The 21403-nt window shown below is 62.4% G+C and carries 14 protein-coding genes; 5 read left to right on the top strand and 9 right to left on the bottom strand.

Features of this window, described 5'->3' with window-relative positions; all coding sequences use genetic code 11:
• Positions 1-19: 19 nt before the first annotated feature.
• The 7 genes from QWI18_RS10275 to QWI18_RS10245 all read right to left on the bottom strand — a co-directional run bounded on the left by QWI18_RS10275 (position 20) and on the right by QWI18_RS10245 (position 7447).
• Positions 20-1714, bottom strand: a complete 1695-nt coding sequence (locus tag QWI18_RS10275; protein ID WP_369318780.1) for a BatD family protein — start codon at positions 1712-1714, stop codon at positions 20-22.
• Complete coding sequence (locus tag QWI18_RS10270) at positions 1711-3444, bottom strand: VWA domain-containing protein (RefSeq protein ID WP_369318779.1); 1734 nt, start codon at positions 3442-3444, stop codon at positions 1711-1713. The genes QWI18_RS10275 and QWI18_RS10270 overlap by 4 nt, the downstream gene beginning before the upstream one ends.
• Positions 3441-4508: a VWA domain-containing protein gene (locus tag QWI18_RS10265; RefSeq protein WP_192134631.1), complete on the bottom strand. Its 1068-nt coding sequence runs from the start codon at positions 4506-4508 to the stop codon at positions 3441-3443. The genes QWI18_RS10270 and QWI18_RS10265 overlap by 4 nt, the downstream gene beginning before the upstream one ends.
• A complete protein-coding gene (locus QWI18_RS10260; protein ID WP_065986161.1) occupies positions 4501-4992 on the bottom strand; it encodes a DUF4381 domain-containing protein in 492 nt (163 codons plus the stop codon). The genes QWI18_RS10265 and QWI18_RS10260 overlap by 8 nt, the downstream gene beginning before the upstream one ends.
• Positions 4989-5933: a DUF58 domain-containing protein gene (locus QWI18_RS10255; protein ID WP_065986160.1), complete on the bottom strand. Its 945-nt coding sequence runs from the start codon at positions 5931-5933 to the stop codon at positions 4989-4991. The genes QWI18_RS10260 and QWI18_RS10255 overlap by 4 nt, the downstream gene beginning before the upstream one ends.
• A gap of 4 nt (positions 5934-5937) precedes the next feature.
• Entirely contained in the window at positions 5938-6897 is a 960-nt protein-coding gene (locus QWI18_RS10250; RefSeq protein ID WP_037013687.1) for a MoxR family ATPase, read from the bottom strand.
• A gap of 187 nt (positions 6898-7084) precedes the next feature.
• Positions 7085-7447 (bottom strand): hypothetical protein, encoded by a 363-nt coding sequence (locus tag QWI18_RS10245; RefSeq protein ID WP_296310072.1) that lies wholly within the window; start codon positions 7445-7447, stop codon positions 7085-7087.
• 919 nt (positions 7448-8366) lie between these two features.
• Here QWI18_RS10245 and QWI18_RS10240 point away from each other — a divergent pair.
• Positions 8367-13223 (top strand): NAD-glutamate dehydrogenase, encoded by a 4857-nt coding sequence (locus tag QWI18_RS10240; RefSeq protein WP_369318778.1) that lies wholly within the window; start codon positions 8367-8369, stop codon positions 13221-13223.
• 603 nt (positions 13224-13826) lie between these two features.
• On the opposite strand, the gene QWI18_RS10235 is transcribed toward QWI18_RS10240, so the two are convergent.
• The gene (locus QWI18_RS10235; protein WP_369318777.1) at positions 13827-14330 is read right to left on the bottom strand and encodes a GNAT family N-acetyltransferase; all 504 of its coding nucleotides are present in this window, start codon (positions 14328-14330) and stop codon (positions 13827-13829) included.
• 715 nt (positions 14331-15045) lie between these two features.
• Entirely contained in the window at positions 15046-17655 is a 2610-nt protein-coding gene (acnB, locus tag QWI18_RS10230; RefSeq protein ID WP_065986415.1) for a bifunctional aconitate hydratase 2/2-methylisocitrate dehydratase, read from the bottom strand.
• Between the two features lie 427 nt (positions 17656-18082).
• Here acnB and QWI18_RS10225 point away from each other — a divergent pair, with 427 nt between their 5' ends.
• The 4 genes from QWI18_RS10225 (at position 18083) to QWI18_RS10210 (ending at position 21396) form a co-directional block, all read left to right on the top strand.
• Positions 18083-18556, top strand: a complete 474-nt coding sequence (locus tag QWI18_RS10225) for a DUF1289 domain-containing protein (protein WP_065986417.1) — start codon at positions 18083-18085, stop codon at positions 18554-18556.
• Positions 18557-18675: 119 nt separating this feature from the next.
• The gene (locus QWI18_RS10220; RefSeq protein WP_065986544.1) at positions 18676-19284 is read left to right on the top strand and encodes a tRNA-(ms[2]io[6]A)-hydroxylase; all 609 of its coding nucleotides are present in this window, start codon (positions 18676-18678) and stop codon (positions 19282-19284) included.
• Between the two features lie 145 nt (positions 19285-19429).
• The gene (locus QWI18_RS10215) at positions 19430-19903 is read left to right on the top strand and encodes a MarR family winged helix-turn-helix transcriptional regulator (RefSeq protein WP_065986418.1); all 474 of its coding nucleotides are present in this window, start codon (positions 19430-19432) and stop codon (positions 19901-19903) included.
• Entirely contained in the window at positions 19900-21396 is a 1497-nt protein-coding gene (locus tag QWI18_RS10210) for an efflux transporter outer membrane subunit (protein ID WP_369318776.1), read from the top strand. Before QWI18_RS10215 ends, QWI18_RS10210 begins: the two co-directional genes overlap by 4 nt.
• Positions 21397-21403 lie beyond the last annotated feature (7 nt).

The following is a 21403-nucleotide window of genomic DNA, read 5'->3' as shown; positions in this document are numbered from 1 at the left end:
ATGCGCTGATCGATGGAAATCATTTCGGATAAAGCGGCGGCAAGCTGTCGCCCCCACTCGGGTCCTGGGGGTTTTCGATGGCGGGCAGCGCTTTGACGGCGCGCCAGAGGTCTTCGCCCAGCCACAGTTTTTCGGTCTCGCTGTACAACGCGCCGTTCAGGCCGTCCAGCGCATGGGACAGCGGCACGAAGCGCGCAGCCATATCGGCCAGGGTTTCCGGCTGTTGTCGGGCCCAGGCGTCCAGCGCCTGGCGGGTGGCGTGGGGATCGTTGGCCAGGGAGGCGCGTTTCAGGTCGTCGAGCACTGTACGCGGACTCGGCCCCGTTTGCGCGACCCGGGCCAGCGCCGGTTGCCAACGACCGCGCCACCACAGGCCGAAGCCCAGCAACGTGGTGAAGCTCAACAGCACTGTGCTCAACTGCCACGGCCACACCGGCGGGCCGATCACCGTCACATTGCTGTTGTCGCTTACGGGCGTGTCCACCGCAAACGCCGGGTTAAGGCTGACCTGCAAGGTGCGGGCGGGCAGGGCGCTGTGTTCAAGGTGATCTTCCTGGGTGTTCCACCAGACCAGATCGATAGCGGGAATCTCGATGGCGCCGGGACGGTTGGGGACGAGCGCTTCCCGCTCCTCGCGCACGCCGGTCAAACCGCGCTCACCGGGCTTGTTGCTCAGTTGCGGCTGATCGGGGTAACGCCGCAATGCGCTGACGTCGGTGGCAGGCAGCGGCGGCAACTGCGCGCTGGACAAGCCTTCGGCTTTCAGTTGCAAGGTGCGCGTGAGGGAGTCGCCGACCTGGCTGTGGGCCGGTTCCGGGCTCCAGTTTTCACTGAGGCTGATGCTGCGCGCCGGCAGCCATGACGTGTCGGCGGGGTAGTGCGCCGGTTGCGGCTTGACGTCGAGGGTCAGGGGCAGCGACGTCACGTGCATCAATCGGCCCGGCTTCGGCCCGCTGGCGATTGCGCCCGGTGCCATGGCGGCGGCCGCACTGGCGTCGGTGGTGTCCTGAACCAGCGTGGCGCTGAACGCCTGGGCCGGGATGGTCAGCTTACCGCTGTGCTGGGGGTACAGCGCGTAGCGCATTTCGATCACGCCGTGGCGAATGCCGTTGATCTGCTTCTCGTACGTGCGGGTGTCGCCGAGCTTTTCGATGCGCGCGTCCGGCACTTGCAGCGGCGTCAGGCTGCTGTCGTCGAACAGCGACACCGAGTGGTAGATGCGCACGGTCAGCAAGACCTGCGCCTGAACATACACGCTGTCCTGATCGAGGCTCGCCTCCATGAACACCGGGGCGAGCTTCTGCTCCTGACCCTGGGTGACGGGGCCGACATCGACCACCTGCAGTACGATCGGCTTGCTGATCATTTCGCCCAGCTTCAGCGACGGGACCTCAATCGAGCCGCTGTGGCGCGGCATCAGCGTGATCAGCCAGCGAGTCGTCGCGTGAACGTTGCCTTCCAGTGTGGTCAGGCTGTTGAGCTGGCGGGTGTCGCGCACTTCGAAGTCGGCGTCCAGCGCGGTCATGTCCGGCCTGCCGAAGACGGTCGCGTCGTCGGTTTCAAGGGTCAGTTCAAGGGTTTCGCCGGTGTTGACGCGCGTGCGGTCGACGCTGGATTGCAGCGTGGAGCCCGCACTGTCGGCCTGGGCCAGCTGCGCCACTAGAGCGAACAGGCACCACATTCCTGCAATCAGCAACCTGTGCAGACGACTCATCGGGTCTTTTCCTGATGCTGCTGTTGTTCGTACCAGAATTTGCGCCGCAACAGCTCACCGGGTTCGTCGGGGATCTGCCGCAGCCATTGTTCGAGCGCCTGTTTCTGCTCGCCATCGATTTGTCCGTCGCCCGGTTTGCCTGAGACACGCGCCGGCTCATCGCTGTCGGATCCTGCGCCGGAAGCCTGCTCGTCGGTGGCGCTTTGCTGATCGCTGGCCGAGCGGTCGGCATTGGCCTCCTGCGGCGCCGACTGCGCGCTCGATGACGACTGTCCGGCATTGCCTTCGCGGGCCTTGTCCGCATTCTCGTCAGTCTTCGCCTTCTCGTCGGCTTTTGCCTGATCCGATGCCTTGGTCTGCTCCAGCACCTGTTCCACCAACGCCTTGTTGACCAACGCCGCCGGGAAGTCCGGTTGACGCTCCAGCGCCTGTTCATAGGCGTCGATGGCGGCTTCCAGCTCACCGCTTCGGGCCAGCGCATTGCCGCGATTGTAATGGTCGGCGGCGCTGCTGCCCTGGGCAAAGCGCTGGACGGCGCCGGCGTAGTCACCGGCCTGGTATAGCGCGACACCTTGCCACTGCGGGTCTTCGAAATGCCGCGCGGCTTCTGCCGGGTGATGCCGCTTGAGCAGGTGCTCGCCCTGTTGATCGGGGCGGCGCCACAGGTCGTCGAAACCAGAGGCATAGCTGGGTTGCGGCACGGCCATCAGCAGCAACGGCAGGCACAACAACCAACCGCGTCGCCCGGCGCAACCGGCCAGCAGCAGAAGCGGCAACAGCAACCAGTAGCCCTGGTCGGCCCAGCGGTCGAGGCGCACTTTCTGGCCCTGGCTGATCAGACTCTTCGGACCGTCGAGCAGGCCGAGGTCGTTGAGGTCCTGGTTGTCCAGACGCAGCGACGTGTAGCGACCGCCCATGCCGTCGGCGAAATCCTTCAGCACCGGCCCGTCCAGACGCGGCACAAGGATGCCGCCCTGGGCGTCCTTCAGAAAACCGCCTTTCTCCTGGGTGACTGGCGCGCCTTCAGCGGTGCCGACGCCGAGCATCAATAAAGGAGGGGCGTCCCGGCCGGTCATCGCGGTGCGAATGCCCTGACGCTCGGCGTCGCTGAGGGACGAACCGATCCACAGCAGCCGCCCTTGACCGAGGTCGCCCTGTTCCAGCAAGTCGAGAGCCTTGCGCACGGCGAGGTCTGCGCGCTGGCCGGCTTCGGGCATGATCGACGGCTTGATCGCATCCAGCAGGTTTTTGCTGGTCGCCAGGTCGTCCGACAGCGGCACCAGCGTGTGGGCGCTGCCGGCATACACGATGATCGCGGTCTGTGAATCGCTGCGCGCCTGTAACAGGTCGAGCACTTTGCGTCGCGCCTGTTCCAGGCGGGTGGGCGGGCTGTCGGCGGCGAGCATTTCCGGCGTCAGTTCGAGCATCACCACCAGTGGATCAACCGGCCGCTGACTGTTCTGCTCGACACGCTGCCAGCTCGGGCCGAGCAGTGCCAGGACCGCCAGCAACCAGCCGAGACCCAGTACCACCCACGGCCATTTGCTGTCCCGGCCACCGCCGCCACTGAGCAACGCTGAATGAAACACGCTGGGCAAAATCATCTGCCAGCGCCCGACGCGCTTCTGCCGATTCCATAACCGCCACAACAGCCAGCCGAGCGCGGGCAACAGGAGCAGCCAGCCAGGGCGGGACCACTGGGGCCATAGACCGGAGAGAAAGTCGATCATGGGCGCCTCGTCAGGCGCTTCAAGCGTTCACGCCACAGCGTGGCCTGTACAAGCGTCGGGCGGCGCGAAAAAAGGCGGTAAACCGGGTTGTTCGGCCAGCGCTCCTGGACCACCAGCAGAAGGCTCAGCAACAGGGCCATCGCCAACGGCACGTGATAAAGCGCCCGGGCCGGACGTGCCTGGGTCGGTTGCTGTGCCACCGGCTCAAGCCGGTCCAGCGCCTTGCCGATGCCGGCGAGTTCGGCGCCGTTGCGCGCGCGGAAATACTGCCCACCGCTGACCGCGGCGATTTCCCGCAGCGCAGGCTCGTCCAGATCCAGGCTGGGGTTGAGGCCAAGAATGCTGGTGGCGCCTTTATCGGGATCGGCACCGATGCCGATGGGGTAGATTTTCACGCCTTCGCTGGCGGCCAGACGCGCGGCCGTTCTCGGGTCGATCTGGCCCGCGTTGTTGGCGCCGTCGGTGACCAGAATCAGCACGCGGCTCTGGGCCGGGCGTTGGCGCAGACGCTTCAACGCCAGGCCGATCGCGTCGCCGATAGCGGTGTTTTTGCCGGCAATGCCTATGCGTGCTTCGTCCAGCCAGAGCCGCACGGTCTTGCGGTCAAAGGTCAGCGGCGCCTGCAGATATGCCTGGCTGCCGAACAGAATCAGGCCGATGCGATCACCCTGACGGTGCTCAAGAAAGTCCCCCAGCAGGGTTTTTACCAGGGTCAGGCGGCTGACCTCGTCGTTTTTCCAGACCATGTCCGGGTAATCCATCGATCCCGACACGTCCACTGCGACCAGCAGATCGCGGCCGCTGGCGGCAACCGGTAACGGCTCGCCCAGCCATTGTGGACGGGCGGCAGCGACCAGCAACAGGAGCCAGACGGTCACGAACGGCAATTGTCGCCGCCAGCCCGGCAAATGGGTTCGCGCACGGCGCCCGGCCAGACCTTCCAGCTCCTGGAGAAAGCTGACGTTCAGCGCCGCTTCGCCGCTGTCTGCGGCGGGCAGCACAAGCCGCATCAGCCAGGGCAGCGGGAGGAGGGCGAAAAGCCACGGCCAGGCGAACTCAAACATGCTTGCGAATCCAGGTCTCGACCGACTGGGTCAGGCCGTTGATGGCCTTGTCGTCGAGTTTGCATTCGGGCTTGTAGGCGCCCTCGACGAGGATCATCCAGCGCGTGAGGCCGGCGGCCGGGCAGCGGTTGTCGAGGAACGCCAGCCATTTGCGGCCATTGAGGGTGTGGCTCTGGCTGTAGGGGTAGTGATTGCGGCACAGGCGCTTGAGCAGGCCGTTGATCTGTTGCAGCCAGGCTCCGGCCGGTGCGCCGTCGTAGGGTTTGGGCATCTGCGCGAGTTCGACCAGTGCGGCCTGGCGCAAGGGGTCCAATGGCTCGACGGTGTCAGCGCTGGCCTTTTTTGGCAGCAGCGTGCGCGCCCGCCACAGGCCGTAGCCGAGCGCGGGCAGCAGGATCAGCAACAGCCACCAGCCCGGCGCGGGCGGCCAGAACCCGACCGGCTCCGGCAGGATCAGCGGTTGCAGCTGGTCCAGCGCACTCATGGCTGTTTCACCGGACGCTGGCCGTTGAGGTACTCGCGCAATTGCTCGACCATTTCACGCTGGGTGCTCAGCGGCATCAACAGCACGCGCAGTTTCTGCGCCAGCAGTTCCCAGCGCGCCTGACGCGCTTCGCCCTGGGCACGGTAGCTCTGGCGCAGGTCGGCGTTAAGGGTGTCGAGCTCCAGGTGCGCGCCGCGGTCAGCGAAGCGCAATAAACCGGCGGCGGGCAACGCGTGGTCCAGCGGGTCGGACAGCGGCAGCAGCAACAGGTCGCAATGCCGTGACAGCAAGGCCAGTTGCTGTTCGGCCGAATCGGACAGCGCGCGCTCGTCGCACAGGATGATCGCCAGACTGCCCGGACGCATCACCTCCCGCGCACGACGCAGCGCCACGCCGAAGGTGTCACGGTCGGCAGCCGCTTCGGTATGCAGCGACTGATTGACTCGCACCAGCCGGTTCAGCAGTTGCAGCAGGCTTTGCTTGCTGCGTCGCGGCTTGATTTCGTAATGCTCGTTGTCACCAAACACCAGCCCGCCGACCCGGTCGTTGTGGCCCAGTGCGGCCCATCCCACCAGCGCGGCAGCCTGGGCGGCGAGGACTGACTTGAACATCAGCCCGGACCCGAAAAACAGGCGGCGGCTTTGCTCGACCATGATGAAAATCGGCCGCTCGCGTTCTTCGTGAAACAGCTTGGTGTGGGGTTCTTGCGTGCGGGCGGTGACGCGCCAGTCGATGGTCCTGACGTCGTCGCCGGCCTGATAGACCCTGACCTGATCGAAGTCCACCCCGCGCCCCCGCAGCTTGGAATGGTGCAGACCAATCAGCGGGCTGCGCTGGCTGGGGGTGGAGAACAGCTGCACTTCCCGCACGCGATGACGCATCTCAATCAGCTCGGCGAGGCTGATGCGAATGCCCGGTTGGGAAATCAGATAGGGTTGCATGGGGTCAGGCGACGGCCACGACGTCGAGAATGCGCTGGATCACGCGGTCTTGATCGATGCCCGCCGCTTCTGCTTCGAACGACAGAATGATGCGGTGACGCAGCACGTCGAAGACCATCGCCTGGATGTCCTCCGGGCTGACGAAATCCCGCCCGGCCAGCCAGGCGTGGGCCCGGGCGCAGCGGTCCAGGGAAATCGAACCGCGGGGGCTTGCGCCATAACCGATCCACTCGGCCAGCTCGGCATCGAACTTGGCGGGCGTGCGGGTCGCCATCACCAGCTGCACCAGGTATTCCTCAACGGCGTCAGCCATGTACAGCCCGAGGATTTCCTTGCGCGCCGCGAAGATCGCCTGCTGGCTGACCCGGCGCTCCGGCTTGGTCTCGCCGTTGAGCGCTTCGCCCCGGGCCTGCTGGAGGATCTTGCGTTCGACGGTGGCGTCCGGGAAGCCGATCTTGACGTGCATCAGAAACCGATCGAGCTGCGCTTCGGGCAGCGGGTAGGTGCCTTCCTGCTCGATGGGGTTTTGCGTCGCCATCACCAGAAACAGCGGCGACAGGTCGTAGGTACTGCGCCCGACACTGACCTGACGCTCGGCCATGGCCTCCAGCAAGGCAGACTGCACCTTGGCCGGCGCACGGTTGATTTCGTCGGCGAGCACCAGATTGTGAAAGATGGGGCCTTGCTGGAACACGAAACTGCCGGTTTCCGGACGATAGATCTCGGTACCGGTGATGTCGGCGGGGAGCAGGTCGGGGGTGAACTGGATGCGATGGAATTGCGCTTCGATGCCTTCAGCCAGCTCTTTGATCGCCTTGGTCTTCGCCAGTCCCGGCGCGCCTTCGACCAGCATGTGACCGTCGGCCAGCAGCGCGATCAGCAAGCGCTCAACCAGTTTCTCCTGCCCGAGAATCTGGGTGGAGAGAAAGGTCCGCAGCGCGATCAACGCTTCACGATGTTCCATCGATGACAGTTCCTGGCAGGAGAGGCAGCAGCGCCAAGTGGCGCCGAAGCTGGGGGCGTTACTTTAATCCATCGCAGGGGCGCCGACTAATCGGCCGGCGGGTTTTTTCGGCTTTTCAGCAAAGGACTGGGCAAAAACAAGAACTGTCTTACATTTGCGTCAATTGGGGCCCGATGCCGGGGAGGTCTCAGTTGATCTGGCTGACGTACGTCCCGACACCGCTGAGGATGATCCGCAGCGTGGCGTCCAGCTCGGCCAATTCACTGGCGGGGGTGCTGTGGGTGATCTCATACGCCGTATCACCGCCCAGGGGAGTAGCGTCGGCGGCGTTGATTTCGACGAGCAGCCGGGTGGCGCTCAGGGTGACGGTGATGTTGTCTTCGACATGGATCGTGTCGTCACGAAACGTGATATCGACCTCATCCTCATCGGGGAAACGCGCGAGCAGAAACAGATCACCGGTGCTGCTGCCATGGCAGCAGGCCAGCGCCATATCATCTTCCTCCTCGTCGCATGGGTTATAGATGAAGCTGTCGGTGGTCATTTGCATGGCGGTGATTCCTGTGGCTGGGGGGCAGGGCAGGGATGGATTTTGCCAGTCTTGTGGGAGATTTGCTGGATATTGCGGTTGGCAGTTGAATGACCGATCCGCCGGGGACAGATTAATTTACGGTGAAGCGCTGTAAATAAATCAGTCCCCTTAGCAGGCTGGCCCCTTCCCGGCTAAAGCCGGTCCCACTAAAAAAGCAGCGCGTGCATCAAGTGGGATTGGCGATGACTGTAGGACCGGCTTTAGCCGGGAAGCTTTTGCTTTTGATCTTCGTACACAAAATGTCCAGGCACCGCCAAACGCGACTTTGGTGCAGGCTGAGCGCAGGTCTCGCGCAGTGGGCCGAGCGGCATGGATGCCGCGAGAGCGCCGTCAGGACATGGATGTCCGTTCGGCGCGGGCCCACGGAGCGTCGTCGGAGTGAGGGTACTCCGACGAAGGAGGAGCCCAACCAGGAGCAGGCACCCTTGGTTACTTGGGGTGCTTTTCCAAGTAACTCGCCGAAGGCGAAACCAAGGCCGTTAGGCCGACGCTCTTGATCTTCTTCTAGCCGCACCGCGTACCCCGGGGACAGATTGATTTACGATGAAGCACTGTAAATAAATCAGTCCCCTCAAGCCGCTCCTTGATCTTCTTACGGAACAGGCCCAGCGAAGCACCCTGCCTGCAACCCGATGTCCGAATATGTCGCAGCATCGCAAGCAGATTCAGGGCGCCACTCGTTAAGCTGCACCCGAGCCGAACAAATGTGACGGCACACACACCAAAAGCGTTAGTAATTCACGCAGTGCCAATCGCATTGCCCTCTGTCACGTTATGCTGACTATCATCGACCAGACGCAAACGAGGCAAACACAAAGCTCCACCCGACACACGCATCTCTCCTATATAAAAGCTCAAGCCAATCGGAGTACCACAGATGGCGTTCTTCACCGCAGCCAGCAAGTCCGACTTCCAGCACCAACTGCGAGCGGCACTGGCTCAGCACATCAGCGAACAGGCACTGCCACAAGTGGCGCTGTTCGCCGAACAATTCTTCGGCATCATCTCCCTCGACGAACTCACCCAGCGCAGACTCTCTGACCTGGCCGGTTGCACCCTCTCGGCCTGGCGCCTGCTTGAACGCTTCGAGCACGGCACGCCTGAAGTGCGGGTCTACAACCCCGATTACGAACGTCACGGCTGGCAGTCCACCCACACCGCCGTCGAAGTGCTGCACCATGACCTGCCATTCCTGGTCGACTCGGTGCGCACCGAACTGAACCGCCGCGGCTACAGCATCCACACGCTGCAGACCACTGTGCTCAGCGTGCGTCGCGACGAGAAGGGCCAACTGCTCGAACTGCTGCCAAAAGGCACCAGCGGCGACGGCGTGCTGCAAGAATCGTTGATGTACCTGGAGATCGACCGTTGCGCCAATGCCGCGGAGCTGAACGTGCTCGCCCGCGAACTGGAGCAGGTGCTGGGTGAAGTCCGCGTCGCGGTGGAAGACTTCGAGCCGATGAAAGCCAAGCTCCACGAGCTGCTGGCCGGCATCGACGCCACGGAGTACACCATTGACCCGGAGGAGAAATCCGAGGTCAAGGTGTTCCTCGAATGGCTGGTCAACAACCACTTCACGTTCCTCGGCTATGAAGAATTCACCGTCAGCAGCGAAGGCGAGGGCGGTCAGCTCCAGTACGACCCGTCGTCCTTCCTTGGCCTGACCAAACTACTGCGCGCAGGGCTCACCGCCGAAGACCTGCACATCGAAGGCTATGCAGTGAACTACCTGCAGGAGCCGACCCTGCTGTCGTTCGCCAAGGCTGCGCACCCGAGCCGCGTGCATCGACCGGCGTACCCGGACTACGTGTCGATCCGCCAGATCGACGCCGACGGCAAGGTCATCAAGGAATCGCGCTTCATGGGCCTGTACACCTCCTCGGTGTATGGCGAAAGCGTGCGTGCCATTCCTTACATCCGCCGCAAGGTCGCCGAAGTCGAGCGCCGCTCCGGGTTCGACGCCAAGGCGCACCTGGGCAAGGAACTGGCGCAAGTGGTTGAAGTGCTGCCCCGCGACGACCTGTTCCAGACCCCGGTGGACGAGCTGTTCACCACCGTCATGTCGATCGTGCAGATCCAGGAGCGCAACAAGATTCGCGTGTTCCTGCGCAAGGACCCGTACGGCCGTTTCTGCTACTGCCTGGCCTATGTGCCGCGCGACGTCTATTCCACCGAAGTCCGTCAGAAGATTCAGCAAGTGCTGATGGATCGCCTGAAAGCCACCGACTGCGAGTTCTGGACCTTCTTCTCCGAGTCGGTACTGGCGCGGGTGCAACTGATCCTGCGTGTGGACCCGAAAGTCACCCTCGACATCGATCCGCAGCAGCTGGAAAACGAAGTCATCCAGGCCTGCCGTTCGTGGAAAGACGATTACGCCAGTCTGGTCATCGAAAGCTTCGGCGAAGCTCAGGGCACCAACGTGCTGGCCGACTTCCCGAAAGGTTTCCCGGCCGGCTACCGCGAGCGTTTCGCCGCGCACTCCGCCGTAGTCGACATGCAACACGTGCTGAGCCTGTCCGAAGCCAATCCGCTGGTCATGAGCTTTTACCAGCCGCTGTCCGGCGACAAGGCGCAGCTGCACTGCAAGCTGTACCACGCTGACACGCCGCTGGCGCTGTCCGACGTTTTGCCGATTCTGGAAAACCTCGGCCTGCGCGTACTCGGTGAATTCCCGTACCGCCTGCGCCACACCAACGGCCGCGAGTTCTGGATTCACGATTTTGCGTTCACTTACGGCGAAGGTCTGAACCTGGACCTGCAACAGCTCAACGACACGCTGCAGGACGCCTTTGTCCACATCGTTCGTGGCGAAGCCGAGAACGATGCCTTCAACCGTCTGGTGCTGACCGCCGGTTTGCCGTGGCGCGACGTGGCGTTGCTGCGTGCCTACGCGCGTTACCTGAAGCAGATCCGCCTGGGCTTCGACCTGGGTTACATCGCCAGCACGCTGAACAACCACGCCGACATCGCTCGCGAGCTGACGCGTCTGTTCAAGACCCGCTTCTATCTGGCGCGCAAGCTGAGCGGCGGCGACCTCGACGACATGCAGCAGCGTCTGGAGCAGGCCATTCTGACCGCGCTGGACGGCGTGCAAGTGCTCAACGAAGACCGCATCCTGCGTCGCTACCTTGACCTGATCAAGGCGACCATGCGCACCAACTTCTACCAGACCGACGCCAACGGCCAGAGCAAGAGCTACTTCAGCTTCAAGTTCAACCCGCGCCTGATCCCCGAGCTGCCGAAGCCGGTGCCGAAGTTTGAAATCTTCGTCTACTCGCCGCGCGTCGAAGGCGTTCACCTGCGCTTCGGTAACGTGGCCCGTGGCGGCCTGCGCTGGTCCGACCGTGAAGAAGACTTCCGCACCGAAGTGCTGGGTCTGGTCAAAGCCCAGCAGGTGAAGAACTCGGTCATCGTGCCGGTCGGCGCCAAGGGCGGTTTCCTGCCCCGTCGTCTGCCGACCACCGGGACCCGCGACGAGATTCAGGCCGAAGCGATCGCCTGCTACCGCCTCTTCATCTCCGGTCTGCTGGACATCACCGACAACCTGAAAGAAGGCGCACTGGTGCCGCCGGCCAACGTCGTGCGCCATGACGACGATGACCCGTACCTGGTCGTCGCCGCCGACAAAGGCACCGCGACCTTCTCCGACATCGCCAACGGCATCGCCATCGACTACGGTTTCTGGCTCGGCGACGCCTTCGCGTCCGGCGGCTCGGCAGGTTACGACCACAAGAAAATGGGCATCACCGCCAAGGGCGCGTGGGTTGGCGTACAGCGCCACTTCCGCGAGCGCGGCATCAACGTGCAGCAGGACAGCATCAGCGTGATCGGCGTCGGCGACATGGCCGGTGACGTGTTCGGTAACGGCCTGTTGATGTCCGACAAGCTGCAACTGGTCGCGGCCTTCAACCACCTGCATATCTTCATCGACCCGAATCCGGACCCGGCCAGCAGCTTTGCCGAGCGTCAGCGTCTGTTCGACCTGCCGCGCTCGGCGTGGACCGATTACGACACCAGTCTGATGTCCGCAGGCGGCGGTATCTTCCCGCGCAGTGCGAAAAGCATCGCGATCACCCCGCAGATGAAAGCGCGCTTCGACATCACCGCTGACAAACTGACCCCGACCGAGCTGATGCACGCGCTGCTCATGGCGCCGGTGGATCTGCTGTGGAACGGCGGCATCGGCACCTACGTCAAAGCCAGCGCCGAGACCCACGCAGACGTCGGCGACAAGGCCAACGACGCACTGCGCGTCAACGGCAATCAGCTGCGCTGCAAGGTAGTGGGCGAGGGCGGCAACCTGGGCATGACCCAGCTGGGCCGCGTCGAATTCGGCCTGATGGGCGGCGCGACCAATACCGACTTCATCGACAACGCCGGTGGTGTGGACTGCTCCGACCACGAAGTGAACATCAAGATCCTGCTGAACGAAGTGGTCCAGGCCGGCGACATGACCGAGAAGCAGCGCAACCTGCTGCTCGAAAGCATGACCGACGAAGTGGGCAACCTCGTCCTCGGCAACAACTATAAGCAGACCCAGGCCCTGTCTCTGGCGGAGCGTCGTGCCTACGAGCGCATCGCCGAGTACAAGCGCCTGATGAGCGACCTGGAAGTGCGGGGCAAGCTGGACCGTGCCATCGAGTTCCTGCCGGCGGAAGATCAACTGGCCGAGCGCATCGCCGAGAAGAAGGGCCTGACCCGGGCCGAGCTGTCGGTGCTGATCTCCTACAGCAAGATCGACCTCAAGGAAGCGCTGCTGGAATCCCGCGTTCCGGACGACGACTACCTGGCGCGTGACATGGAAACGGCGTTCCCGCCATCGCTGGGCGCGAAGTTCTCCGAGTCGATGCGTCGCCACCGTCTGAAGCGCGAAATCGTCAGCACGCAGATCGCCAACGATCTGGTCAACCACATGGGCATCACCTTCGTGCAGCGACTCAAAGAGTCGACCGGCATGACCGCCGCCAACGTGGCCGGTGCCTACGTGATCGTGCGTGACATTTTCCACCTCCCGCACTGGTTCCGTCAGATCGAGGCGCTGGACTACAAGGTGCCGGCGGAGATTCAGCTGGCGTTGATGGATGAGTTGATGCGTCTGGGTCGTCGCGCCACGCGCTGGTTCCTGCGCAGCCGTCGCAATGAGCTGGACGCAGGGCGTGATGTGGCGCACTTCGGTCCGCACATCGCGGCGCTGGGTCTGAAGCTGGACGAGTTGCTGGAAGGGCCGACCCGTGAGGTCTGGCAGACGCGTTATCAGGAGTACGTCGCGGCCGGCGTGCCGGAGCTGCTGGCGCGGATGGTGGCGGGTACCAGTCACCTGTACACGCTGTTGCCGATCATCGAGGCGTCTGATGTGACTGGTCAGAATGCAGCGGACGTGGCGAAGGTGTATTTCGCGGTGGGCAGTTCGCTGGATGTGACGTGGTATTTGCAGCAGATCAGTGCATTGCCGGTGGAGAACAATTGGCAGGCGCTGGCCCGTGAGGCGTTCCGTGATGATATCGATTGGCAGCAGCGGGCGATTACGGTGTCGGTGTTGCAGATGGCGAATGGTCCTGCGGATGTCGAGGAGCGTTTGAGTCTGTGGCTGGAGCAGCATTTGCCGATGGTCGAGCGCTGGCGCGCGATGTTGGTGGAGTTGCGTGCGGCGAGCGGTAACGATTATGCGATGTATGCGGTCGCTAACCGTGAGTTGCTGGACCTGGCAATGAGTGGGCAGACGGCGGTGGTGTGATGGTTTAGTCGTCTGTAATCGGAAGCCCCGCGTTGTGAGACGCGGGGCTTTTTTTGTTTTTGCGTTGGGGAGATCAAGGTCAAGGGCGTCTGCCTGGGGGCAGACTGTTTCGCCTTCGGCGAGTTACTTGGAAAAGCACCCCAAGTAACCAAGGGTGCTTGCTCCTGGCTAGGCCCGACTTCGTCGGGTTCCCTCACTTCGACGATGCTCCGTGGGCCCGCGCCGAACGGACATCCATGTCCTGACGGCGCTCTCGCCGCATCCATGCGGCTCGGCCCACTGCGCATCATCTACGTTCGGCCTGCGCCCAAGTCGCGTTTCGCGGGGACTGGACTTTTTGCGTATGAAGATCAAGATCAAAAGCGCGTTTAGATCAGATCAACAGCTTCCCGGCTGAAGCCGGTCCCACAGTGTGTACGCGGTGTGCTTTTTAGTGGGACCGGCTTTAGCCGGGAAGGGGCCAGTGTGAGCGCTGGCAGTTTTGCTGATCGGACACCCTGCCTGTGGGGGCGAGCTTGCTCGCGAATGCTGTTGATCATTCCCACGCTCCGCGTGGGCATGCATCCCCAGACGCTCTGCGTCGCTCTTCCACAGGCTGAGCGGTTATTTAAAGCGCGCCATGCTGATAGCGTCGACGAGGACGCCGTCGCGTATGGCGTAGTCCCGCAGGCGGCCTTCGGTTTCGAAGCCGAATTTGCGGTACAGCGCCAAAGCGGCTTCGTTGTCGGCAAACACGGTGAGTTCCACCCGGTGCAGGTTCATCCAGTTGTCCGCGACTTCCAGCACAGCGGCCATGAGCCTCGACCCCACCCCTTTGCCCTGCCAGGCCGCCGCGATGCCCATGCCGATGGCGCCGACATGCCGCTGGCGAATGCGCGCGTATTGCTCCAGACCAATGTTGCCGATCACCTGACCCTGATGCAGAGCGACAAGCTTCAATGAACGCTCATCCGCCCCCGCCAGCCGTTTGCGCCAGACATCGGCCGACTGATACGGCATCTGAAGCACCTGACGGCACACCGCAGGGTCGTTGTACAACGCCGTCACACCCTCGATATGGGCCTCGGAAAAACGATGGATCACCACCTGATCAACAGCAACATTCACTGGATTCGTCCTATGAAAACAGAAAGAGGGGACAGTCTAAGCGGCTGATTGCGGGCGTGGCTACGGCTAGAAGCATGGATATCGCACGTTGTGACGCTCAGCGTCACGGGATGCATGCCCACGCGGAGCGTGGGAACGATCAACGTGCCAGGCCGCGAAATTGCCCTCGCCCACACCGGCCCCTTCCCGGCTAAAGCCGGTCCCACTAAAAGCAACGCATGCAGTCAGTGAGGCCGTCTTCCCGGCTAAAGCCGGTCCTACTAATAGCAACGCGTACGCCCGTAGGACCGGCTTCAGCCGGGAAGCTTTTGATCTGCTTCTGATCTGCTTCTGATCTGCCTCTGATCTTCATACGCAAATAGCTCAGTCACCGCCAATCGCGACTTTGGTGCAGGCTGAACGCAGGTTTCGCGGAGTGGGCCGAGCGGCATGGATGCCGCGAGAGCCGCCCCCCGCCATGGATGGCGGATGGCGGCGGGCCCACGGAGCGAGACCGGAGTGAAGGGACCCTGACGAAGGAAGGGCCAAACCAGGAGCAAGCACCCTTGGTTACTTGGGGTGCTTTTCCAAGTAACTCGCCGAAGGCGAAACAGTCTGCCCCCAGGCAGACGCTATCAGCATCCCCGCACAATTCCCGGCTGAAGCCGGTCCTATGAATAAACTGGCCATAAAAAAACCCCGCCGAAGCGGGGTTTTCTCAACACGGTCTCAGCTGTTAAGCCTGAACAACCGGAATATTAGCGTTCGCTGCAGCCTCACGGAACTCCGCGATCTGATCGAAGCTCAAGTAGCGATAAACATCAGCAGCCATGCTGTCGATCTTGCCCGCGTACTCCATATACTCCTCGACCGTCGGCAGACGACCCAGAATCGACGCCACAGACGCCAACTCAGCCGACGCCAGATACACGTTCGCCCCATCACCCAGACGGTTCGGGAAGTTACGGGTCGACGTCGAAACAACCGTCGAATTCGGCTCCACACGTGCCTGGTTACCCATACACAGCGAGCAGCCCGGCATTTCCATGCGCGCGCCAGCCTTGCCGTAGATCCCGTAGTAGCCTTCCTCGGTCAATTGATGAGCGTCCATCTTGGTCGGCGGCGACAGCCACAGACGCGTTGGAAGCTGACCCTTGACCTGATCCAGCAACTTGCCCGCCGCGCGGAAGTGGCCGATGTTGGTCATGCACGAACCGATGAACACTTCGTCGATCTTCTCGCCGGCAACGCTGGACAGCAGACGCGCGTCGTCCGGATCGTTTGGCGCGCAGAGCACAGGCTCTTTGATGTCGGCCAGATCGATCTCGATGATTTCTTCGTATTCGGCATCAGCGTCCGCAACCATGAGCTCCGGATTGGCCACCCAGGCTTCCATCGCCTGAGCACGACGCTCCAGCGTGCGCGGATCGCCGTAACCCTGTTCGATCATCCAGCGCAGCAGCGTGATGTTCGAGTTCAGGTATTCGGTGATCGACTCTTTCGACAGCTTGATCGTGCAACCTGCGGCAGAACGCTCGGCCGAGGCATCGGACAGTTCGAATGCCTGCTCGATGCTCAGGTTGTCCAGGCCTTCGATTTCCAGGATGCGGCCCGAGAAGGCGTTTTTCTTGCCTTTCTTCTCGACGGTCAGCAAACCGTTCTGGATCGCGAAGTAAGGGATCGCATGCACCAGGTCACGCAGGGTGATGCCCGGTTGCATCTCGCCCTTGAAGCGGACCAGGATCGACTCCGGCATGTCCAGCGGCATGACGCCGGTGGCCGCGGCAAACGCCACCAGACCCGAACCGGCCGGGAACGAGATGCCCATCGGGAAGCGGGTGTGCGAGTCACCGCCGGTACCGACGGTGTCCGGCAGCAGCATGCGGTTCAGCCAGCTGTGGATGATGCCATCGCCCGGACGCAGGGAAACGCCGCCGCGGGTCATGATGAAGTCAGGCAGCGTGTGGTGCGTGGTCACGTCGATCGGCTTCGGATACGCCGCGGTGTGGCAGAACGACTGCATCACCAGATCGGTCGAGAAGCCCAGGCACGCCAGGTCTTTCAGTTCATCACGGGTCATGGGACCTGTGGTGTCCTGAGAACCGACGGTGGTCATCTTCGGTTCGCAGTAGGTGCCAGGACGCACACCTTTGCCTTCCGGCAGACCGCATGCCTTGCCCACCATCTTCTGCGCCAAGGTGAAACCTTTGCCGGTATCGACAGGGGCTTCAGGCAGCTTGAACAGGTCGGTCGGGCCCAGGCCCAGCTCGGCGCGCGCCTTGTCGGTCAGGCCACGTCCGATGATCAGCGGGATACGACCGCCAGCACGGACTTCGTCGAGCAGCACCGGGGTCTTCAGTTCGAAGGTGGTGATGACTTCTTCGCTGTCATGCTTGCAGACTTTGCCCGCGTACGGGTAGACGTCGATCACGTCGCCCATGTTGATGTTCGAGACATCGAATTCGATTGGCAGAGCGCCGGCATCTTCCATGGTGTTGTAGAAGATCGGCGCAATCTTGGTGCCGAAGCAGAAACCGCCAGCGCGCTTGTTCGGGACGTTCGGGACGTCGTCGCCGAAGAACCACAGCACCGAGTTGGTCGCCGACTTTCGCGAAGAACCGGTGCCGACCACGTCGCCGACGTAGGCGATAGGGAAGCCCTGACCGCGCATTTCTTCGATCTGCTTCATCGGGCCGATGGAGCCCTGAACGTCAGGCACGATCCCTTCACGGGCCATTTTCAACATGGCGAGGGCGTGCAGCGGGATGTCCGGACGCGACCAGGCATCAGGTGCAGGCGACAGGTCGTCGGTGTTGGTTTCGCCGGTGACCTTGAAGACGCGCAGGCTGATCTTCTCGGCCAGGGTCGGGCGCTTCTGGAACCACTCGCCGTCAGCCCAGGACTGCATCACGCCCTTGGCGTGTGCGTTGCCGTTCTTCGCTTTTTCAGCGACGTCGTGGAAGGCGTCGAACATCAGCAGTGTGTGCTTCAGTTGCTGTGCGGCGACCGGTGCCAGCTCGGCATCGTCGAGCAGGTCAACCATGGTCACGATGTTGTAGCCGCCCTGCATGGTGCCGAGCAGTTCGACGGCGCGCTTCTTGTCCAGCAGAGGGGATTGAACTTCGCCCTTGGCCAGAGCAGAGAGGAAACCGGCTTTGACGTAGGCAGCTTCGTCAACGCCCGGTGGAACGCGATTGGTGATCAGGTCAAGCAGGAAAGCTTCTTCGCCAGCCGGTGGGTTTTTCAGCAGCTCGACCAGGCCTGCAGTTTGTTCGGCGTTAAGCGGCTGGGGCACGATACCCTGGGCGGCACGCTCTTCGATGTGTTTACGGTAGGCTTCAAGCACAGTATTACCCTCATCAGTGGTCCCAAATGGGTGTCCGGGACGCTCATCCAGAGAAGGTCCGCATCGGCGCTCTCGAACTTTTTAAAGTTTCTTGGCAGGAAGCTGACGATCTCCAACAGAAGCTGTTTTCAAAGTTTTACGCCTGCATGATCGGTCGAGGAGGGGACGCAAGCGAACTCGCGTCGGACCGGACTGCGGGGCGGGCTTTGTGCGACAAGTGGCTGGCCGACTCATCGTAAAAAGCCCTGACTGTGCTCGTGACGCTTTGAAAACAGCTTCCAACGGACATTGGCGCCTTAAAAGGCCCGGTGATTCTACGGTAAAAAACCGCTGAAGGTAAGTTAGCCCCTACAGGTTGAAGGGTGTACCTCGTTAGACAAAGGGCTAACATGCCGGCTTGTTTCGTTCGCCGCCGTGTTGCTCCGTCATGCCCAATCAAATCATCAAAACGCCCTGCGTGGGCCTGTGCTCCACTGTCTACGGCGACCTCGTGTGCCGCGGATGCAAGCGCTTCCACCACGAAGTGATCCACTGGAACGGCTACGACGAAGACGCGAAGCGCGCTGTCTGGCTGCGCCTGGAACAGCTGCTGGTGCAAGTGATGGCCGGGAAAGTCGAGGTGTTCGACCCGGCCAGGTTGCGGGCGCAACTGGAGCAACGCAAAATCCGTTTCGTCCCGCATCAGTCGGAATATTGCTGGGCGTACCAGTTGATTGCACGGGGCGCGCGGGTGATCAACCAGCTGGACGCCTACGGCATGGTGCTGCTGCCGGAGTTTCGCGACTGGTCGCTGCCTGAACTGCGCGATGCCATTGATCGGGAATTCTTCCTGCTGTCCGAAGCGCATTACGAGCGCTACATCGCGCCCGGCTTCCTCAAGGATGCAATGGGTGCGGTCTGACAGTGGCGTGACCCTCACCCGCTGGCAGTAAATCCTGCGCTTTTCATCTGCGCAGGCTGGCTCTGTCCGTCAGGCTCCGTATAATGCTGCGCCTTGCCCAGCCAGCCATCCGTGAACCCATGCAGATTTATCCAGAGATCGACGCCTTCCTGCTTTGCCCCACGCCCGACAGTTGGGTTCAGGCCGCTTTGCAGAATCTGGATATCCTGCTGATCGATCACGCCAACAATGAAAAGAAGGCCGCCGGTGCGGCGTTTCAGTTCATGTTCCAGTACAACGACAAGTTCGACCTGCTGGCGAAGATGTCGCGGCTGGCGCGCGAAGAGCTGCGTCACTTCGAGCAAGTGATCGGCATCATCAAGAAGCGCAACATCCCGATGGCCAACATCAGTTCGGCGCGCTATGCCGGGTCGTTGCGCAAACTCGTTCGCACCCACAACCCCTATCGCCTGACCGACGCGCTGGTCGTCGGCGCCATCGTTGAAGCGCGTTCCTGCGAACGCTTCGCAGCACTGGTGCCGCATCTGGACGAAGACCTGTCGAAGTTCTACGCCAGCCTGCTCAAGTCCGAAGCCCGGCATTTTCAGGATTACCTGAAGCTTGCCTACACCTACGGCAACGAAGCAGACGTCGACGCCAAGATCGAAGAAATCCGCCTGGCCGAGCGCGAGCTGATCCTTAGCCCGGACGAAGACTTCCGCTTTCACAGCGGCGTGCCGGCGCTCTAAGCCCACTGTAGAAACCTACCTATTCAGCAGGCGAACCACGTTCGTCTGAATTCGCGCGCCTTAAAATTTGTTTCATTGTGTGTTTGCTGCCTAGGCAGTAAGATCCGCCCCATTCACTGCCTAAGCAGATAATGGGTGGCTATCAATGGCACATTTCACTCCTGAAAACTTTCACGACAGTCTGTTGGGCATGCTGCTGGGCCGGACTGAGCAGCTGAAAAACCGCATCCTCGACCGACATCTCGAGCCCCACGGCGTCACCGCGCAGCAGTTCAAAGTGCTGGTGATGATCGCGCGTTTCTGCGCCGAGACCCCGGCTGACATTTGCCGCATGTTGAACCTCGACAGCGGTTCGATGACCCGCATGCTCGATCGTCTTGAGCAGAAAAACCTGCTGTCCCGTGCGCGCTCGGAATCCGATCGGCGTCAGGTGCAACTGGTGCTCACCGATGAAGGCAAGGCGCTCTCCGATCTGCTCCCGGAAATCGGTGCACACGCGATGAACGAGATGGTCGGCGTCCTGGAAGACAGTGAGCTGCTGGCATTGGAAAAGATTCTGACGAAAATTCTGGTTGCCTCGGGCGACCCCATCACGATTGCCCGGATCGCCGAACGATGAGCACTCACATTCAGCGGGGCTCGACCCTGCGCACGTCCTTGAGCGTGATAGTCGTGGCACTGGTGCTGGCCGGTTGCGCCAGTTCCAAAGGCCTGAAAACCGAAGCCGTCGGCATTGATGCCAACAGTCTGCAGACTGCCCAGAGCCTCAACGGCATCACCCTGTCACCGGCGGCCTGGCCGAAGCGCGACTGGTGGACCAGCCTGGGCGATCCACAGCTCAACAGCTTGATCACTGAAGCGCTGCGCGACAGCCCGGACATGCAGATCGCCGCGGCCCGTACCCATCAGGCCAGTGCCCAGGCCTATGCCGCCGACGCCGAACGCATGCCGACCGTCGATTCCGATGCCGGCGTCAGCCGTTCCCGTCTGGCCCGCGACCAGGACCCGACCGGGGCAGGCGGGCGCTACAGCACCTTGCGCAGCCTGAGCGCCGGCTTCAATTACAACTTCGATCTGTGGGGCGGCCAGCGCGCTGCCTGGGAAGCGGCATTGGGCCAGGCCCGTGCCAGCGAAGTCGATCAGCAAGCGGCGCAACTGACCCTGGCGGCCGACGTCGCCCGCGCCTACAGCGACCTGGGCCAGGCCTACATCGTCCGCGACCTGGCGGCCGAAGACCTCAAGCGCACGAGTCAACTGCTGGACCTGGGCGCGCGGCGTTTCAAGTCGGGCATCGACAGCGAGTACCAGTACGAGCAGACCCAGAGCCTTGAAGCCAACTCCCGCGAATCGCTCGCGGACGCGGACAAGAGCCTGCGCAGCGCCAAAATCCAGCTGGCCGTGCTGATGGGCAAAGGCCCGGACCGCGGCGAACAACTGAGCCGGCCTGCCGTGCTGCAACCCGCTGTTGTGGCCTTGCCCTCGGTTGTGCCCGCTGAGTTGCTGGGCCGTCGCCCCGATCTGGTGGCGGCGCGGTGGCGGGTTGAAGCGGCGAGCAAAAACATCGACGTCAGCAAGACCAACTTCTACCCGAACCTCAACCTGAGCGCGTCGGCGGGAGTTGAGTCGCTGTTGGGCGACGCGATGTTCGGCTCGGCCAGTCGCTTTTTCAACGTCGCGCCGACGGTGTCGCTGCCGATCTTCGACGGTGGCCGTCGCCGTGCCGACCTTGATGCGCGGGACGCCGACTACGACCTCGCCGTGGCGCAGTACAACAAGACGCTGGTCCGGGCGCTGGGGGATGTCAGCGATGGCATTGGCCAGTTGCGCGACATCCGCCGCCAGATCGAGGCGCGCCAGCAGGCGACCGACGTCATTCAGAAATCCTACGACACCGTCGTTCAGCGTTACTCATCCGGCATCGGCAACTACCTGGACGTGCTGAGCGTCGAGCAACAACTGCTGCAATCGCAACGCCAACAGGCTGATCTCAACGCGGAACGAATCGATCTTTCGATCCAGTTGATGCAGGCCCTCGGGGGAGGCTTCGAAGACAGCAAGCCCGGCGAAAACGCCGCCCCGGTCGTCCCGTCAACTGCTTCGCTGACTCATTAAGGTAATC

The organism is Pseudomonas sp. W2Oct36, from assembly GCF_041060465.1.
GTDB lineage: Bacteria > Pseudomonadota > Gammaproteobacteria > Pseudomonadales > Pseudomonadaceae > Aquipseudomonas > Aquipseudomonas graminis_B.
The sequence above is the reverse complement of the archived record's forward strand: the minus strand, read 5'-3'. Positions and strand labels throughout refer to the sequence as shown.